Here is an 18,384-nt window from a genome sequence, read left to right as displayed (position 1 = left end):
TGACGAGGAAAGGAACCTCTCCACCACGACTAAGGGACGTCTGGGGACGTCTTGTGCTACCGTGCCTGCCAGAGCCGACAACAGGAGGCGCCCCCCATGAGCGAGACCCTCCGCCAGGCCCTCGCCACCGCCCGACTCCAAGCTGTCGACGTCGCCGCGGCGTTAGGCGTCGACCCCAAAACCGTCGACCGCTGGCTCAAAGGTCGTACCCCCTACCCGCGCCACCGGTGGGCCATCGCCGACCTCCTCAAGCTCGACGAAGGCGACCTGTGACCCGACGTCACCCAACCGCGGCGGACCATTTCTCGGGAGGTGCAAGCGGTCTACGCCCACCGGTGGGCCGTCCCGCAGACCGTCTGGCGCCGCCTGTTCCAGGCCGCCAGCCGTGAAATCGTAATCCTGACCTACAGCAGCCTGTTCCTCGCCGAGGACACCGGCATCATCCGCCTCCTCGCCGGCCGAGCCCGCCAAGGCGTGAAGGTCCGCATCCTTCTCGGCAACCCCGACAGTCCCGAAGTTGCCGCCCGAGGAACCGAGGAAGGCATCGGCGCAGACGTCATGGCCGCCCGGGTTCGCAACGCCCTCACCCTCTACCGACCCCTCGCCGAGGTCGACGGCGTCGAAATCCGCTTACACCAGACTGTGCTGTACAACTCGATCTACCGCGCGGACGACGATCTCCTCGTCAACGTTCATGCCTATGCCACACCAGCAGCCCAAGCGCCCGTCATCCACCTCACGACCATCCAGGACGAGGACAGTGCCGCCGTATACGTCACCAGCCTCGAACGCGTCTGGACCATCGGGAAGGCGCTCGACGGCAGCCAGTGACCGAGCCCGTCGCCTCGGCTGAAAGCAACTTATCTTCTCGTCATTAAAGCGGCCCGCCTACGGCGGCCCGCGCCGCGCGCCGGTCGGCCAGCCGGTCGGCCAGCCGGTCGGGCTGCGGCTCTTCGGCCGGTCCCGGCCGGCGCCACCCGCGCGCTCCCAGCTACCGAGAGCAGACACCTCCAGACGAACGAAGTCCCCATGGCCTGTGCACGACCAGGACGACACGGTCCAACTCGCCGAGGCGATCCGGAGGGACGAGCCGCAAGGGGCTCCGCCCCCTGCACCCCCGGCCCTCCTCGGAGATGAGCCGGGACGGTGCGGGTGGAAGGCGGTCATCTCCTCGCCAGCCACCCCAAGGGACGCCAGACCGGCCGCCCAAGGTCAAGCCGTCGAGTGCGGCCAGGGCAACCAGTAGGCGCGGAAGGTCACCGGGAGGCATGTACACGCGAACGACGGCTTGACCCCAGGCGTCCGGCCCGGCATGGCTACGCCTGCCCGACGAGGAGAGGACCGCCCAGAAGCAGAGCCAGGCGCGGCCGGGCTTACAGGTGCGTAGTGATGCCTCAGCCTGTCCCAATGGATTCCGAGTGATAGACGCAGTTGCTCAAGAGTTCGAAGAATCCTTTACGCATGAGCTGCAAGATCATTAACTCCGCGGTACGCTTCTCCCATGGTTGAACAGTTGAAACCCGCCCTGACGGACAGGACCAGCGTCGAACTGTTCGCTGGGGGCGGTGGCCTGGCCATGGCCGTCGAGCGTGCTGGTTTTCGGCCACTCCTGTTCAACGAGTTCGCGAAGAGGGCTTCCGAGACGCTCGTAGCCAACGGGGCTGTCAGATACGAGGTGGACGGAGACCATCCTCCGGTCCCGAAGCCGGGAGAGCCCACCCCACTGATAGAGGGCGACGTCAGGAAGGTGGACTTCGAGTACCTCAAGGGGAGTGTCGATCTCCTTGCGGGTGGCCCCCCATGTCAGCCATTCAGCCTCGGCGGTGTAGCCAAGGGCGATGAGGATGACCGTAACGGGTTCCCGCACATGTTTCGTGCCATTCGAGAGATGGAGCCCAAGGCCGTCATCTGTGAGAATGTTCGCGGACTATTGCGGGCTTCATTCAAGCCGTACTTTGATTACATCAAGCGGGAACTCTCACTGCCATTCGAGGAGCGGCAGGAGGGCAGTACGTGGAGAGAACACGACGAGGTCCTTCGACACATGCTGGAGACAGCCAACGTTGAGCCTCGCCAGCGCTACGACGTCATGCACTTCGCGGTCAACGCGGCAGACTATGGCGTTCCGCAGATCAGGAACCGGGTAATCATGGTCGCTTTCCGGCGCGACCTCGGAATCGATTGGGAAAGATTTCAGGAACTAGTTAGGCCTCGTTACTCCGAGGCCAGCCTTCACGAGGATATGGTCAGCGGCGCTTACTGGGATAGGCACCCTGAGGTGCCTAAGGAGGTCCGGGAGAGAGTCATGGCCGGCATTTCGCAGCGGCCGCCCGTTCAGTCCGCAGGCGAGCGCCCGCTTCCATGGCGCACTCTCCGAGACGCGATCAAGGGAATCGACGGGCAACCGCCCTTGCCTCCGGTCGAGCGCCTTGATCGAAAGGAATATAAGCTCGGCGGGTTCACCGACCACATCGGTTGGCCGGATGCCCGAATCTATCCGGGGCATACGCCCAACGAGCTTGATCGTCCGGCGAAGACGGTCAAGGCCGGTGTTCATGGCGTGCCCGGCGGCGAGTCCGTGATGCTGCTGGATAACGGCAGTCATCGTTATATGACCGTCCGCGAGACAGCCCGCGTCATGACCTTCCCTGATGACTGGAAGCTGTCGGGCCCTCGTGGTGAGAAGATGCGGCAACTTGGAAACGCGGTACCTGTCCTACTCGGCAAGGTCTTCGCTGACGCGGTAGCCACGGTCCTCGGTGAGGCTGAGCGGTCGCGATGACAGCAGCGGCCGATGACCAGCGCGGACGGTGGAAAGATAAGCCACCGCCAGCACGAGCTTGGAAAGGACGACCTGGCCTCAATCGTCTCGCCCGCACCGCCGAACAGGACCGTGCCGCCGGCGGCCATGACCGTCGTCTCGTTGATCTCGGCGATGGCCGGACCGCTCGCGCCTCGGTCGAGCTCAAAGTCCTCCCCAATACTCGGCGTATCCGCGCCTATCTACGTTGGTCCAACTGCGGGAAGACGACCGAGGTATACCTCGGGGAGGTCTCCGAGACGACCAGGGCGCGCAATCTCGCGGTGGCCTGGCAGATGGCGTTTGAACAACAGCTCCTACTGACTCCCCAGGCTGTGGAGGACTCTTGGGCCAGCTCACCCGCCGTTCGAACGATCATGAAGGCCAACCGTGGGAGGGACTCGAAGCCTGAGCTTGCCCTTCGCTCTGCCATCCACAGTCTTGGGCTCCGCTATCGCGTAGACAGCCCACCGATCACAGAACTCCGCCGACGGGCGGACCTCGTCTTCGTGAAGGCCAAGGTCGCAGTTTTCGTCGATGGCTGCTACTGGCACGGATGCTCCGAGCACTACAGGCCGGCTCGACAAAATGAGAAGTTCTGGAGTGACAAGATCTCGAAGAATCAGGCTAGGGATCGAGACACTGACGCGAAACTGGCAAGGGCTGGCTGGCTTGTGATCAGGGTCTGGGAACACGAAGATACAGCCGAAGCTGCGGAACATATCGCTCAGACCGTACGAAATCGTTCAAATCAGTCTTCTGTGACGGATGCGGCCGAGTCTGCAGGGCAACTGCGATGACCGGCGATGCCACCATTGGTGATCCCCCGTGAGGGGATGGAGGGGCGTCGCGGCCCGATGCATGCTAGGGGCGCAGGCTGTGACGCTGGTTGATGTCCTCGGGAACCACACCTAGCGACGTCGTCACGAAATCGCTACTGGTATGCCCCTCAATGGGCTTTTTGTCGATGCCCGCAGCCCGAGGCCCTGTCCTCGTCAAGCGTCTGCGGCGCACGGTGTCCAAATTGCCTGCGGGAGACACTATTCTCCTGGTCATGGATGAGCTCTTCGTGTCGGCGGGCGGCTACCTCCCCGAGTTCTTTGACCCGATGTCGACTGATCACGTCTCCTGGGCGATCTGCCGGGAGTTGGAACGTCAGCCATTGGTTATGTTCGAGCCAGAAATTCCCCGCTTCAACGGGTCGGGTCTCTATGCGATCTATTATAGAGGAGCCTCGGTTGGATTATACGAACCGCTGGTTCCCTATAAGATCCCCATCTATGTGGGTCAGGCTGAATCCCATAATAGCGCGACGGGGAGAGGTGCGCGGACGCCGGACCGTTTATGGAAAAGGATCAGCGGTCACAAGAGGTCCATCATCGAGGGAGGACTTCCGATCGAGGAATTCGGAGTCCGCCTTCTTCGACTTCCGGACGTCCATGCAAATCTTGGAGAGAACGCGCTTCGAGTCAACTATCTGCCTGTATGGAATGCAGTTCTCCCTGGTTTTGGTAGCAACGAGCAGGGTTCATCGACGCGTAGGAGTGCGCGGACGAAATGGGATACCGTTCATCAGGGCCGTAGCCGCACATACGGGGACGAGCGGTATGATCGGCAGGAACTCATCGAAGCCGTTGAGGAGCATATCGCAGTTCAGATAAGCCATTACGACGAGGCTCCCTGGAGAGAGTGAGGGTGGGGAATTTTCGTCGTGCCGCCTGAGCCGTGCTGAGCAGGCCTCTATCGATCGGTTGCCGTAGCTATCTGTGGGCGGCGACAGACCTGAAGGGAGCCATGTCCGGAGCCTGGGCGATGATGACCTCACGCCATCGTTGCCACCGCGGCGACGCCCACTGTGAATCGATGTCATGTGCGAAGGCAAGTAGACCATCGACATAACGAATGAGGCCGAGCAAAGATGCAAATCCTCTTGTTGTCTGATGGTTGGCTAAGCCGAAACGCTCGGCACCATAAATGTGGGCGTCGATTCGCGCGCGTGTATCGCGTGGCAATCGGAGACGTTCGCCATCGACAAGGAGGCCGAGAACGATTCGACGTGCTCCGGGTGGAACGATGTGCGTCTTTCTATCGTGCACCTCAAAGCCTGTGGTGTGCACTGCTGTTCGTGCTAGCCGAACTATGCGCGCCGCATGGCGGCGATCGAACGGACTAAGCCCGGAAAACGTTATGTCGTCGGCGTATCTTGTGTATACGAGATCGTGCTCATCGGCGATAGCGTTCAGCCGCTCATCGATCGGTTCTGCGACGATGTTGGCGAGGGCGCCGCTAGTCGGCGCTCCCTGCGGAAGATAGCCCAACATCGTTGTCGTGTAGTCGGAGATAATACGTTCTCGGTGTGGCCTTGGCTGAAATCTGCCCAAATTTGGAAATTCTGGTGTTGCCTGTCTAGTGCAGAGTCTAGCCATCTCAAATGAGGGAAGGGATGCGTATCCAAGTCGAAGGAAGACCGCGTATACCTGCCGCTCGTCGATGCTGTGAAAGAAGTTGTGCAAATCGAGCTTGATTAGCCAATTTGCGCCTAAGTGCCGGGCGGCGCAATGACTGATTGAGAGGCGTCGGCGATAGGCATAAGCCGCAGGATGGACGGGCGCATGGTTAAGAATATGAGCAAGCATCCATCGCTGGACATGCATAAGCGTGGGGTCTGGTGAAGAGATTACCCTAGGTGTCCGCCCGCTGCGCCGCCGGATTTGGAATACATGGTATGCATCTCGTCTGCGCGAAACGATTTCGCGTAGATAAGTGTATGGAGCTCCGGTGCGGTGCGCTAGATGTCGTAGGGTTAATACCGCAGCTAGACCGCGAGCCTCCACTCGAGCCGCCTGCTGAATGGCGGCCCGCAGCGTGTATTGGTCCCGCCCCTGTATCGCGCCGCGCAGCCGGTACAGGTGAGGGGAGTCAGCGTTCATCTACCTTCGAATGGCTACCCGGCAGGGTACGCGGGGCGTGACGCCCGAGACACCGAGGACAAGCGCCACGTCCCGGGTTCCAGCCGCGAGCGCACGCTTGACCACCGCCGGCACCCACGGTACCGGCAACGGACTCGTCGTCCTTGTGTCGAAGCCAACGGCTTCGACCAGATCTAGATGCCACTGACCCCCCTCAGCGAGCCAGGATAGTACGGCTCGTCGCTACCTTGAAGTTCTAGATTGACCCGGCGAGGGCGCGTTTGAGCATGTCGTAGTTCCGCATGGCCTCGGTCGGTAAGATGCAGCTGCTCGTCTATGAAGCCCAGTCTCAGGGCGACTTGAAGAAGTCTGGTTACTTCGAAGGACGAAAGCGCAAGCTGCTGGTAGAGGCGGTCAGCGTTGCGTACTCCATCGCGAAGCGCCAACATGACGAGCGTCAACGGCTGCATTCGCGGCAGATCTGCGATCTTGCCCTGAGCGAGCCGGGCTCCTCCAACGGTACTCGCCAAGACTTCGAAGTTCGGTGGCAAAGGTTCATATCCAGCGATTTCCGTCTGTTGTTCAGGAGAGAGCCTTCTGTACCCGGACGGGAAGAAGCCTTGCCATCGCTTGCCGTCCCAGCGCTTGCCATTGAATAAGATGTGAGGAAGATTGTTGGGTACAGTATGCACCATTGCTAAAGTGCCCTCGCTGCGTTTATAGCCAAGGGCCATGTTTTTGTTGATGGCATAGTCGATGCAGAGCTTGCGTACACGCGCCCGCTCTTTCTCACTCCAGGGCGCGCTGTCAAAGTCGAATCCATAGGCGACAGCGTGCGGTACATCCTTAAGGAGGGGATGCCCGTGCAGAGCACGGGCCGCGCGAGGCGACCAGGCATACGTGACTAGGTTGAATTTCAACCATCCATAGGAATGCCAGCTGCGGATGGTCCTGTTGCTCATCCAGCGATCGAGGTACGACAGTACGCTACGTCCGGTGCCCGAATAGTCGTCCAACAAGATCACATTCCGGTATTTATAAGAGCGCATGGTCTCAAGGTTGGGGTTAGCCATAAGGGCATTGCTGGCACCTAGCGTCTTCGTTAATTCTGTTATGATGTTGGCGATTATGAGCTCGCTCCCTGCGCCGGGCGCGATCGACTGGTCTATGGCCGGCTCTACGTGCTCATTCGTTACATCGCTCTCCGTTCTGATCGGTGCCGGCCGGACGGGGTAGAGAGCGACGGGTCCCAAATCCATTTTTTGTTGGATAACGTCTGTTGCCAGCCTGACTAGCCCAGACCGAAAAACGTCTTCCGATAAAATCGTCAGGCTATCGAGTAGCATCGCGGCGACGGGCACGTCATCAGCGACAAAGTTAGTCAACCATAGACGCCCTTGGTCGCTTTCGCTTGGTCGAACGTTGGCCATACGCCAGGGTACCGAGCTTTCTGTCCCTGCGCGGGCACGGTAGGAGCGAGGCGGAGCGACAGTCAGGGGCCAGCAGTACGAAGGCGCAGCGCCGTACGATGGCTTCGTGCAACGTGTAACTCCAAACTGTTGACGCAAGCCCCGGACATGGGCGAGCCATCGTGTGACGGTCAGCGAGCTCCCGATCAAAGGTTCTCGCGAAGGACACCACACGATGGCTCTGGACCAGTCTGCCCTGCTCGACCTGTTGGAGTCTTTGAAAGCCGCCGACGCCGACGTCGTCATCCGCCACGCGCTGCAAGGCATGCTGCAGGCGCTCATCGAGGCGGAGGCGACCGCGATGATCGGCGCCTGGCCGACCGGTCCATAACCGTTTCCGGCAGTGGAGGGATGCCGACATCTTCGAAGCCCTGCTGGAGCGGGTGATCGCGGAAGCCGTCCAACGCGGGGAGGTGGACTTGTCCCTGGTCAGCGTGGACTCCACCACCGCCCGGGCGCATCACGATGTCGCCGGGATGGACCTGGGCAGCGACCTTGTCGCTGCGCTGGAGAAGGCCGCCGAGGAGGAGACGGCCCGGCAAAAGGGGGCGACCCGGAAGGACAGCAGGAGCACAAGCCGCAAACGACCCCGAAGCAGGACAACGGCGACGTACCGGGCGTCGGCGTGGGCTCCGGCTGAAAGCTGCCCTGCTCGAACGCTCCAGGGGCGGGCAGACCAGCAAGATCCACCTTACCGCCGACCGCAAGTGCCGCCTGCTGGCGTTCGTCTTGACCGCAGGACAGGCTGCAGACAGCCCGCAGTTCATCCCCGCGCTGAAGAAAGTACGCGTCCGGGGACCCGTCGGCCGTCCCCGCACCCGGCCCGGCGCGGTCGCCGGCGACAGGCCTACTCCTCCTGCGGCAACCGCGCCTACCTACGGAGACGTCGCATCAAGGTAGTCATCCCGGAAAAGAGGGACCAGGCCGCCAACCGGAAGAAGAAAGGCACCAAGGGCGGCCGGCCCGTCAGCCACGACGCCGGCCTCTACAAGGAGCGGAACACCGTCGAGCGCCTGATCAACAAGCGGAAGGCCTGGCTAGGCATCACCACCCGCTCCGACAAGGCCCCTGCGAGCTACCTCGCCGGCCTCCACCTCCGCGCCGCGATGATCTGGATCAAAGAACTTCCACCGGCAGGCGACGACAAGCTTACGAACATAAGGATCCGCCACTATGTCACGGCGTCACCTCCTATCCTGCTGGGCGCGCGAAAGATCGAGGCTAGGCATAGCTGTGCATTTCCTCAGCTCGCGCTTCTGAGGCGCTGAGCGGCGAGGAATCCATCTGGGCCGAAGAGGACCTTACGATCGAGATAGCGATTGAAATGGTCACAGACTGGCTCACCTAGATGCATACACGCATGACAGGCACCGTTATTTCGGCTACAAGCCGGGTCCAGAGGGCACCGGGACTCCGCCGTCACCACCGCTGACAGGAAGCTATGAAGATCATTTTCGAATACCGCTTGCAGGCCGCCTAGTACGAAGTCCCCGCGTGTCGCCGCGAACACGAAGAACGTACAGTGCCTCGGCACCAGGTACTCGCCGAGCCCTTCACGGTCCACTCCGGCGAAAACCGCGAGCTGCCTAACGACCCGGTGAGCGTATGAGTGGGTGAGCGTGAGCAGGTCTTGCCCAATCGAAGCCTTATCTGTGGGCTCATCGAACCGGCTCGGAATGCCCGCACGCGCCGCGATCGTCGCACGTGTTTCTCGCTCGTTGTGAACCGTCGGCAAGGCATGCCCGCGGTATCGCAACCATTCGTAGACCTCCGTCGGATCGAGGCGAAACATGAGAGCCTCGGCCTGCTGCAAATCCGCATAGACTCGATAGCCTCCGCCCTTTCCGTGGAACCGACTGAGCCGCGCCGAACCTGGGACCATACCGCCTCGCGTGAACCCATAAACGGCCTTGAGGACGGGGAACCTATCCACCAGATCAACCGCCGCGAGACCGGCTCTCTGAACCGCCACAGGATAGTCGCCGCTGAACAAGAGACGCGTCTTCTCTGGTGTCTCTGGAGTTATTAGGTCAGAAATTCGTGTGTGTGAGTCACTCGTCGCGAGAGCGATATCCACAGCTTCGCGCTGAGCCGCCTCTATCATGGGACCCGACGCCTGAGCCAACTCCCCGATATCTTCTTCGGGCGCTAGGTGACCTTCCGAGCTAGCGAGCGCCGCCATCTTTTCGGCTAGTTCCCGTGGAATGCCCTTCGCCTCTAGATCATCGACGATTGACGATTCTGTTGGTCGCAGCATTTCGGGAGAACCAACGAAACCTCCCAGCGCCCATGTCAGCGCGCGACGAGGGCCACCGGACTCCGTAATTCTCCGCATTTTCTCGCGGCTTGGCGGATTTATCAGCATGAAGGTCTGTGGAGAGTAGACGACCGCAGCGCGGTGCACGTTAAAGGTCAGCAGCTTCGCGTTCTTGTGCTCTGAATAGGCTCTCCCACATGGGCATGTGCGATTACCCAGACCCCGCTGGATGACCTTCTCGCATACTGGGCAGTCGAATATGATCCGAGACGCGTCCATGCTGGACTGGTGCCGCATCCTGACATCGTTGTGTTCTCTGCAGCGTGGGACGAACGGAGTCTCTAGTCGACCACATTCATGGTAGCCGACAAAATGGAGCTGCTCCCATCTGTCATGGCCGCCCCTACACTTCTTTGGCTTGCCAGTCTCCACACGTCTGCAGAGGCGGCAGACCCAGATCTCCGGGAAACGTTCGACCTTCACGCCTTGATTCCGGTTTACACTGACGACTTCGATGTGATCGCCCGCCAACAGCGCATTGACGGCACTGGGATCAAGTCCTCCATTCACCCAGCCTTGCATCTCGTCTATAAGACGCCGGCGAACGAGTGAATCCTCGACGTCGATGGTGATCGGGTTCTTCCATTCAACGGTCTTCCAGATGCCGCCTTTCAGGTCAGCGGTCTGTTCTGGCAGCAATCCGTAGAGAATCTGGGAGCCGCTCCGCTGGTCTCTCATTCTATTTCTCCAGACCTAGTCATCGCTCACAGGTACCTGCGCTTCAACGTCACGTAGAGAGAGCATCGGTCTTCTATCGCGCTCGAACAGCTCGTTTGGGAATCTGGCACCAAATCCGGTGTCCTGGAGACGCGCGAAGTACGCAGCGAGTTGCTTAACGATGTCCTTGAAGGCGAGATGATTGGATACTGAGATCCCAAGCGCGGCGGCGCACTCGCCAGCTTCTTCCTCTGATCCGACTCCGGTCATATTAATGTATTTCCTGAGAAGGTCGACAGTGGTGAGTCTCTGCCCGGGGGACTTCGGTTCGTGGACGAACAGTCGCCTGGCCTCGATCGCGGCCGGCGTGGTCAATTCAAGGACCCTGCGGCTTGATCGCGTGACGGGGATTGGCTCGACGAAGCGGTCGCCTTGCCGGACGAATGGGCCGAAGTGCGAGAACACTGTCGCATCGCGTTCCCTGCCAATTTTGTGGATGACATAGACCAACCCAGGATGTGTTCGCCCTACGCGGGCGGTCGCCTGAATGAATTCGGCGGTGGTCAACGGAACACCCAGCACTGTCATGATGTTGAGGCGGTCGACGTCTACGCCGTGAGACATCATTGAGGACGCTGTTACCGTGTGGATTCGATCTTCGAACTTTTCCTCGGGCCGTTGTAGGCGGCTCAGCGCCTCTCGTACCTCGTCGAACTCAGCCTGCCCAGTCAAGGAGACGACGTTGAGGGGGCTGACCGGGACCTGCGTCCCCATCGAGCGTCTTGCGGCCTCGACGTCGCGAACTGTGTTGCCGTATACGACGTTAGTCCCGTAGAGGTTGAGTAGCTGATCCGCGAACTTGGGGTCGATTCCCGCTGCCTGGCAGACGTGATGTCCCTCCGTCAATAGGCGCCTCACTGATTGCTGCACGATCGTAGTCGTTCGGTCGGAAACCCATTCGAGTGTTACCCCCCGCGGCCAGACCGCGACATATCTGCGGAGGAGTTTGTCTGTCTCCCGGCTCCAAAAGGATTCACCGGCGGATGGTCCGGGCACCGGAAAGACCCGGCCTTCGCGCTCATACAGGACGTCGACCTGGCGCTCGTATCCGGTTAACGTAGCCGAGGATGCGATGATCTTAGGACGGGCTCCGGTCATCTGCTCCTGCAGAGAGTCGAGAAGTGACTCGTAGTGGGAATCTACGGCGCCGAGCGAATCACGCAGGAGATGCAGCTCGTCCTGAAGCCGGAAGGATGGGGCGAAACGGGCGCGATCCGACTCGCTAATGGTCTCCACTGGAGCCTGGCAGTCAGGAACTAGGCAGCCTGTCGGTTGGCTGCCTCGCTTCGCGTAGGTGTATCCGTGGCCTGGACGCGTACAGAGGCCTGCGGGGCCGTGCACGAAACCGCGCATACTGGCCTGCATCGCTATAAGCGATGCTTTGTCTAGCGTGCCGATCACTACAGTGGGCAGGAATCTATAAATCTCCTTGTCCACCACGTAGATCGGTAGCGGCTGGCCTTGGCTGGGGCATTCTTCGTTCCGGCACAGGTGGCGGAGTGTCCAGTTGCCACGGTGAAACTTGGTGTACACATCCTCGGAGCCGCAAAACGGACAGGTCGTCAGGACCTGGTATCTGGCGGGCATGGAGTCGTCATCGACATCGATCGGATTGAAGTCTGTGGGTTCCTTCGGTATGTCATTCGGCGTTGATCGGGCGCCGACGAAGTAGCCAAGGGCGATGGGATCTCCGGGAACCTTCGCGTCTCGGCGAACCAGCTCAGCCGCCGCTAGGGCATCGGCGAATCGTTGAGTCTGCTGAAGCGAGAGCATGCGCAGGGGGAAGCGACTCCAGGCCGTGATGCCAGCGAGCTTGCCCCGAAGACGATCGTAGAAGGCCGCTAGAACGAGTAGGCCGAGGTAGGTCTCGGTCTTGCCTCCTCCGGTGGCGAACCACACGGTCTCCACGAAGTGCCAATCCAATCCGTCGTCGACGAAGCTCGGAAGGATCGAGACGACGAATCCCAGTTGGAATGGGCGCCAACGGTCGTAACGGCCATGAGAGGCGCGTGCCATAGCGGTGTTCATGAGCGCGAAGGCCCTGCGCAGCTGGACGTCCTTCTCGAGCGCTTGCAGCCCGCGGTGCAGGCGCCTTACCTCTTCTTGGTACTCGCTAGCTGCTCGGCGGGCCTGCTCCAACATCTCCGGCTTCCAGCCCTCAGAGCGGTACCGGTGCTCCAGGTGATCATCTGACCAGTGCAGCTCTCCCCATGCTTGATATGCCCGCACCAAGTCGGCGACGTGGGGCACGGGGTCGGTTCCGAGGCTGGCGAACTTCAGATCGAGGTTTTCCGGTGAAGTCCCATCGAAAGTGTATTCCGGACGAAGACGATCGACAACTATGGTATCGGTGATTCGTAGGTGGCCGTTAGCGCGCTGAGATACGCCACAATTGATTCCGATTGCCGGCATGCGACGGTCATAGCGAAAGCTGTCAGGTAGGGACTCCAACACGAATGGTTTTGTCTCCAATCCGAGTATCTCGAGCTCTACCTCGTAGAGATGACGTTCGCCTCGTTGCCGCACACTTTCCGGTGTGGTGTTGACGAGCTCGATCACAAGCTCAGGCGCACCTCTCCACGATTCGTCCGTGACCCGCACTTGGGCGCTTAGACCCGCTGCGCCCGCCTGTTCGAAGGCTTCAGCGATCACCGTTTCACCGAAGGGGCCCGGATCAGAGCTTGGAAAATCTACGCGGACGACTACCTCTACCGGATTGGTCTTATGCCACTTCTCGGCGTCTAGCTTGCTCCATGCGACCGCGCCGATCCGCACGTGGAATGACCATGATCCTTCCTCTTTCGGGCGTACGCGTACCCCGACGGCACATGGGTCCAGGCGGCGCTCGCGCCGTACCGCGTTGGCGGCATCAACCTCCGGCGCGAGGCGGCCCAACCAGAAGATACTCGCGGGATTCGCGTCCAAGGTCATGACATTGTCGCCGCGGCCGGCGGCGACGACCTCGTTGTCCAGCCAGGCCACGAATCGTTCGCATGCCTCAGGCAGATCCATTGGCGGCCTCCAGATAGTCGTGTGCCAGTCTCATCAGTATCGGGTCCTTGCGAAGAAGTTCGACGATCTTCTTTTCTAGCTGCCTTATTCGCTCTCGGGTCACACCGAATTGCTTACCGATCTCATCCAATGTCATCTGCTCTGACTTGTCGCGCCCAAATCTGCCATCGAGAATCGCCAGAAATCGTGGATCGTAATCCGCTGCGATCTTGTTGATATGGTCGCGCACCTCGTTGAGAAGCATGTCGTTCGCGATCGTTTCGTCCACTGGTATTCCGTTGGACCGGAGGAGAAATTCACCGAGTGTACTCGACTCGCCGTCGCTGCCATCTACCGGAGTATCTAACCGAACGATTGGCGCAGTCCAATCGAGCAGGGCTCGCACATGACCTGGATCCTTCCCTACTCCTTCTGCCAGTTCCGGCAAGGTAGGGGGCCGACCATTTCTGTTCTCAAAGTCGCGCGCGTACTTGTCGACCTGCCGCCACTCGTCCCAAATGTAGACTGGAAGTCGAATAGTTGTACTTGTGTTCGCGATCGCACGAGTAACGGATTGCCTGATCCACCAGACCGCATACGTGGAGAATTTGTATCCAAGCCTTGGGTCGAACTTCTCCGCCGCCCGGTTGAGCCCGATGCTTGCTTCTTGAAGGAGGTCTTCGAACGACATATCTCCGACGAAAGATCGGTTCGTGGCCGGGGAAACGTAGTGCTTTACCACGCTCATGGCGAGTCGGATATTGTGAGCGACTAATGTCTGCTTCGCCCTTTTCCCGTCGTCCGCCAGCTCCAGAAGTGCCTCACTAGCATCGCCCTTGGCGATCGCCTCCTCCGCGTTGAGACCCATCTGTATGCGCCGAGCCAGACCGACCTCGTCCATCGCGGTGAGAACCACGTGGTTTTCCATGCGGTCAGGCATCGCGGACACGAAATAGGCGCCGCTCGAGGGTACGGTCCACCCGTGGTCATCCGAACTGACCACTGAAGTCTCGTCGGGGGCAACAGCCATTGCCCCCTGTCGGCTGAGGATCTCTAGGACCCTCACAACCTCATCGGGGTCAAGTTGACGCTTGCTAGCGACTCCCACCACGTGCGCTCTTGTGAGAGGACCGATTCGTTCAACGTCCTCGAAAAGTACTTCTACGCATCGCTCTACACGTTCGTCATCAGACATTAGTTTCTCCGAGCATGGGGGGTCTTTCTCGCGGAGTCGACCTAGCAGCCAAGCGCCGCGATCAAGCCTCAGTGGAGCCTTCCAAAAAGTAGGGCCTCCTTCAATAACCCGTCAAGCGGCTTGCCGTATTGTGCGCATTTAGGCAAAGAACCGCCTTGCTGTGCCGCGTGTCCAATTCATTGACGAGGATTAATGTCCCTGATAGGTTCCACCGCAAGGTGTTATGGAAGACATCGACAACCGGCGCCAGAAGGCCTGCGGGCCGCCTCACCGAAGCGATGCCGCGCCGAAGTGCACCCCCGAAGGGCAGGGGCGATACGCCCTTAGCCCTGGCCAGGCACTCAGCAAGGGCATGGCGAAAGCGAGCCAGTCACCTGCGGCGAGCCATCGTGTACGCGCTGGAACCTGAGTGGGAAGCCCGGTTCGAAAACGGCTGTGGGTGCTCGACGCCGATCTGGAGGCGGCATTCGACCGGCTCAGCTGTGATCACATACTCGCCTCGCTGGGGCACCTTCCCCGCCCGGGGACTGGTCCGGTAGTAGCTGAAGGCAGGCGTGATCGAGGATGACCGGTTCACTTCGACCAGCCAGGGTGTCCCTAAAGGCGGAGCGATCAGCCCCGCGCTCATGATCGACCGGCACCGGATGGTTGGCAGGACGGGCGTCCCCCGACGACCCGGCCCTGACCGGCTACTGGACCGAGCGGCGACGCCGCTCCACATCCCGATGGACACCGCCCGGCGTCTTGTACGCCAGCAGCGCGGCCGGGGACTGCTACACGCCGACCACGAGCCGCAAAGCCCACACGAGTGGGAACAATGGCTCGCAGCTACGTGTAAGGCGATCCGCAAAGACGCGATCACCACTGCGGGGGGGACTCTGCACGCCGAACGACCACGCCGCACCACAGCTCATACACGCGCACTGCCGCCGACTCGGCGGAGGCGTGAACCTGGCACTTCTTCTGCCCGCCCGCGAGCCCTCGGGGCTTGCTTGAGCCGGTTGGCGGCACGTCGGGTACGGCCGGTTCTCAGGGGAGGACGGCGCAGCAATGCGCCGTCCTTACCCGTCGAATCAGGAGTTCGCCGCGTTGCGGTACTACGCCCTGAACGGCACCGACCACCGCACCCACGATGAGCAGAACGCGCGGCGACATGCGCCTACGTCCGCTGGCGCAACGCCCGCGCCCATCCCAAGCCGAACTTCGCTGCCAGCTCAAAGAAACTGGACCAGTTACCCGGCGAGTTGCGTGACGAGCCACTAGACGACATCGCCTGGCGCCGGGGGCCGGGCAAGGGAAACCGCGTTGACGAGGCTCCCCTGCCAGCCGAAGTCGGCGCGCCGCTGGCCCGTTACCTGCGCGACGGGCGGCCGACCGGGAAGGCGCTGGCGTGAGCCGGGCCTGCGCGCGGCTGTCTCGGCCTAGCGGATGCCCCAAAATGCCCCGGTGATCGCGTAGCCTCCGGGCATGACTAGCCTCTTCGAGGACTACGAGCCGTACAATCCATTGGACGAGAAGAATCTCGCCCGCGGAGTGGCGGACGCGCTGGAACGGGAACCTGTCCAGGTTCTTCCGCCGAGACAGTTCCCTGGTGCGGGTTTGTATGCGCTCTACTACGTCGGCGACTTCGAGCTTTACGCGCCATTGGCAGAGCTGGCTCGCGAGGACAGTGCTCCGTCAGACCTCGGCGTTGGTCCTTACGCGATCCCCATCTACGTCGGGAAGGCCGCCGCGAGTGGCAGCAGGCACGGCCGGCTTCAGGAGTCCACGGACAAGACCCTGTTCAGCAGGATCAAGAAACACTCACGCTCAATAGAGGCGGCGCTCACCACGCTGAACGTTCACGACTTCCGTGTTCGTTACTTAAGGGTAAAGGACATCTGGATTCCTCTAGGCGAGTACGGACTGCTCCAGCGCTACACCCCGATCTGGAACCGTGTCCTCGACGGCTTCGGCAACAATGATCCTGGCGGCGGCCGGTACAACCAAGCCCGGTCTTCCTGGGACACCCTCCATCCAGGAAGGGCTTGGGCGCAGAGGCTCGTCGATAATTCCGAGCCCATAAGCGAAATCGAGCGGCGTGTGCGGCAAGCTGTCGCCGCATCCGTACAGCACCGGCCCGTACCCGCGTCTGCCCTTTCACAGGACAGCCTTTTCTAGGACCGGAAGTGGGTCCTGCCCAGATGTGTGATCGACCTCAGTTTGGTAGGTGAGCGCGGCGCCGTGGCTGTACTTCCCTGCTGTGCAGCAGCGCTGCAGTGGGACCTTGGCTGTGCTTTGGGCTACAAGAGTCCCGAAAGCGTCGGATTTGCCGAGCATGGTTCAGCAATACCAGTACGCTCTTGCGAGCCACACCACTCTAGACGGGATCCGAGGGCATGCCTGTAAGTGTCATTCACGGCGAAGACCTGCTCGAACAGACGCTCCGCGTACACTTTCCTGGCCACGATCTTCATTCCGCCCCAGCACAGCCGCTGCTAGAGAAGGTGGGCGTCTGGTTGCCCCGGGAGGCTTACTACGAGTGGCCGATCATGCTTCCTTGGGCGCTTCGGGATCTTGGCTGCCGCGGCAACAAGCGCGATAAGCCCGATATCTGGTCGAGTCCCGGCCGAACCGGGCATTTCCTCGACGACAACACGATGATCAAGGGGCTGATTCGCCCCCTCACTGTCCGGTCGCCTGGTGGGCCGGCGCACGGCAAGCGGCTGCGAGGGGGCTTCGTAGCTGCCCACATCTGGAGAATTGTTCACCATGCTGACCTCGCGAGCAGGATCCCGGGCCTCTACAGCTTCATTCCGAACATCGTTTGGCTACCCAAGGAGGTGGCCAAGCGCACCGACTATGAGGGCGGGATCTACCAGCGGACGCTCCAGGCGATGTCGGCTGCAATCTACCGGAACGCCCCGGTTAAGCCCGCACTCGATGAAGTAGTGAATGCCTCTTGGGAGATGCTCCCCGGGTCGGCTTTGTCCGTGGCTCAGCTCAGACCGGCCGAGCTCAACTGGTTCGAGGTCGGTCCAAGCTTTCACGCGCTGAGGCGCACCCGGCTTAACGAGGTGCTGGCCGCGCTGCGCAGCATCGAGAAGGGGAAGCCGCTGATGAAGAAGGTCATTGCGACCCGCTACACCATTGGTCTGCCTCTTGTGCCGCCTGCCGTACGAGCAACTCTCCTCGCCGACCTGACCAGATTCGAGAGCGGAACCTAAATCACGATTGCGATCTACCGCCGGTACAGGTGATAGCGGACGTCGGCGTCGGTAACCCTGGCTTCCGTAGTTGGTAGGCAAACGCGGTGCGGAAACTCGCCTTTGACCTAGAGGAACGGGCACGGGGAAGCCAATGTGCGTGTGCCTACACCCGCATATCATATTTATGCAGGTCAGGTGCGTAGGTCTCCAACTGGCAAGACCCTATACAAGGACGACAACCGCCGCACGAGCGGCGTCTAGGGGGCAACTATGGGCTTCTTCGGCAAGTTGCTGAGCAGCATCGACGGCGACTCGGGGCGGTCGTGTCCCGACTGTGGGAAGACTTGTGGGCCGCCTCAGGAGAGCTTTCGGGCCGTTACGAATGCCACAACGACAGTTGCACTTGGGTGGCGGGTCTACTTCGATGAAGGCGGCATGGTCGTTGACCCGCCGAACCGTGGCAAGAGCGGCGGCGGTCGCACCTGTCGGTGGTGTCAGTCGGCGCTCTCGGGTGGAACGATCTACCTCCCTTATGAAGATGGCAGCAACTCACACGCCTACATCGTCTGCCCGTCCTGCAAGCAGGAGAACATCCAGTACGGCTTCGGCGAGGACGACTAGCTAGGGCGATCGATGCAGGCTGCGCGGGATATTTGCGGGATGGTCTTCTATCGCTGTGCGGCAGTTGGAAGCGTAAGCCCAGGCGAGCGGCTACACAGCGGTGTGATTCGCAGTGTTCTTGAAAACCGCTAGGCCGGGTGACCGGTCTCGTGGGTTCGAATCCCACGCTCTCCGCTC

13 protein-coding genes, 1 tRNA gene and 3 pseudogenes are annotated in these 18,384 nt (G+C 60.9%); 12 read left to right on the top strand and 5 right to left on the bottom strand.

Features of this window, described 5'->3' with window-relative positions; all coding sequences use genetic code 11:
• Positions 1 to 96 precede the first annotated feature (96 nt).
• The 5 genes from Mco01_RS39390 to Mco01_RS32110 all read left to right on the top strand — a co-directional run bounded on the left by Mco01_RS39390 (position 97) and on the right by Mco01_RS32110 (position 4,493).
• Entirely contained in the window at positions 97 to 273 is a 177-nt protein-coding gene (locus tag Mco01_RS39390; RefSeq protein WP_239104063.1) for a helix-turn-helix domain-containing protein, read from the top strand.
• Between the two features lie 39 nt (positions 274 to 312).
• A complete protein-coding gene (locus Mco01_RS32125) occupies positions 313 to 831 on the top strand; it encodes a phospholipase D-like domain-containing protein (protein ID WP_239104062.1) in 519 nt (172 codons plus the stop codon).
• A 670-nt stretch (positions 832 to 1,501) separates the two neighbouring features.
• Positions 1,502 to 2,782, top strand: coding sequence for a DNA cytosine methyltransferase (locus Mco01_RS32120; protein ID WP_204060604.1), 1,281 nt, complete (start codon positions 1,502 to 1,504; stop codon positions 2,780 to 2,782).
• Positions 2,779 to 3,600, top strand: coding sequence for a very short patch repair endonuclease (locus Mco01_RS40095; protein ID WP_307825712.1), 822 nt, complete (start codon positions 2,779 to 2,781; stop codon positions 3,598 to 3,600). Before Mco01_RS32120 ends, Mco01_RS40095 begins: the two co-directional genes overlap by 4 nt.
• A gap of 254 nt (positions 3,601 to 3,854) precedes the next feature.
• A complete protein-coding gene (locus Mco01_RS32110) occupies positions 3,855 to 4,493 on the top strand; it encodes an Eco29kI family restriction endonuclease (protein ID WP_204060603.1) in 639 nt (212 codons plus the stop codon).
• A 67-nt stretch (positions 4,494 to 4,560) separates the two neighbouring features.
• Here Mco01_RS32110 and Mco01_RS40345 read toward each other — a convergent pair whose 3' ends face one another.
• Positions 4,561 to 5,730 (bottom strand): reverse transcriptase family protein, encoded by a 1,170-nt coding sequence (locus Mco01_RS40345; protein WP_372445002.1) that lies wholly within the window; start codon positions 5,728 to 5,730, stop codon positions 4,561 to 4,563.
• Between the two features lie 173 nt (positions 5,731 to 5,903).
• Positions 5,904 to 7,139, bottom strand: a complete 1,236-nt coding sequence (locus tag Mco01_RS32100; protein WP_204060601.1) for a phosphoribosyltransferase-like protein — start codon at positions 7,137 to 7,139, stop codon at positions 5,904 to 5,906.
• Positions 7,140 to 7,353: 214 nt separating this feature from the next.
• Here Mco01_RS32100 and Mco01_RS32095 point away from each other — a divergent pair.
• The 3 pseudogenes from Mco01_RS32095 to Mco01_RS40335 form a co-directional block, all read left to right on the top strand.
• Positions 7,354 to 7,497 (top strand): annotated as a pseudogene (locus Mco01_RS32095) (IS256 family transposase); the annotation flags it as partial.
• Positions 7,498 to 7,501: 4 nt separating this feature from the next.
• Positions 7,502 to 7,731: pseudogene (locus Mco01_RS40340) on the top strand (hypothetical protein); the annotation flags it as partial.
• 65 nt (positions 7,732 to 7,796) lie between these two features.
• Positions 7,797 to 8,305: pseudogene (locus tag Mco01_RS40335) on the top strand (IS5 family transposase); the annotation flags it as partial.
• Between the two features lie 116 nt (positions 8,306 to 8,421).
• On the opposite strand, the gene Mco01_RS32085 reads toward Mco01_RS40335, so the two are convergent.
• From Mco01_RS32085 to Mco01_RS32075, 3 genes are read right to left on the bottom strand one after another with little or no spacing between them, the layout of a single operon-like run.
• Complete coding sequence (locus tag Mco01_RS32085) at positions 8,422 to 10,173, bottom strand: DUF8724 domain-containing protein (RefSeq protein WP_204060599.1); 1,752 nt, start codon at positions 10,171 to 10,173, stop codon at positions 8,422 to 8,424.
• 15 nt (positions 10,174 to 10,188) lie between these two features.
• Positions 10,189 to 13,224 (bottom strand): helicase-related protein, encoded by a 3,036-nt coding sequence (locus Mco01_RS32080; RefSeq protein WP_204060598.1) that lies wholly within the window; start codon positions 13,222 to 13,224, stop codon positions 10,189 to 10,191.
• Entirely contained in the window at positions 13,211 to 14,143 is a 933-nt protein-coding gene (locus tag Mco01_RS32075; protein ID WP_204060597.1) for a sigma-70 family RNA polymerase sigma factor, read from the bottom strand. The genes Mco01_RS32080 and Mco01_RS32075 overlap by 14 nt, the downstream gene beginning before the upstream one ends.
• 1,722 nt (positions 14,144 to 15,865) lie before the next feature.
• Between Mco01_RS32075 and Mco01_RS32070 the strand changes: the two genes are divergently transcribed.
• The 4 genes from Mco01_RS32070 (at position 15,866) to Mco01_RS32055 (ending at position 18,381) form a co-directional block, all read left to right on the top strand.
• Positions 15,866 to 16,558 carry an Eco29kI family restriction endonuclease gene (locus tag Mco01_RS32070; protein ID WP_204060596.1) on the top strand — a complete coding sequence of 231 codons (693 nt, stop codon included), beginning with the start codon at positions 15,866 to 15,868 and terminating at the stop codon, positions 16,556 to 16,558.
• Between the two features lie 218 nt (positions 16,559 to 16,776).
• Positions 16,777 to 17,604 (top strand): hypothetical protein, encoded by an 828-nt coding sequence (locus Mco01_RS32065; protein ID WP_204060595.1) that lies wholly within the window; start codon positions 16,777 to 16,779, stop codon positions 17,602 to 17,604.
• A 252-nt stretch (positions 17,605 to 17,856) separates the two neighbouring features.
• Positions 17,857 to 18,207 (top strand): hypothetical protein, encoded by a 351-nt coding sequence (locus Mco01_RS32060; protein ID WP_204060594.1) that lies wholly within the window; start codon positions 17,857 to 17,859, stop codon positions 18,205 to 18,207.
• Between the two features lie 66 nt (positions 18,208 to 18,273).
• A tRNA-Ser gene (locus Mco01_RS32055) sits at positions 18,274 to 18,381 on the top strand.
• Positions 18,382 to 18,384 lie beyond the last annotated feature (3 nt).

It is taken from the genome of Microbispora corallina, assembly GCF_016863035.1.
GTDB classification, from domain to species: domain Bacteria; phylum Actinomycetota; class Actinomycetes; order Streptosporangiales; family Streptosporangiaceae; genus Microbispora; species Microbispora corallina.
This window is presented reverse-complemented; position numbering and strand designations above follow the sequence as displayed.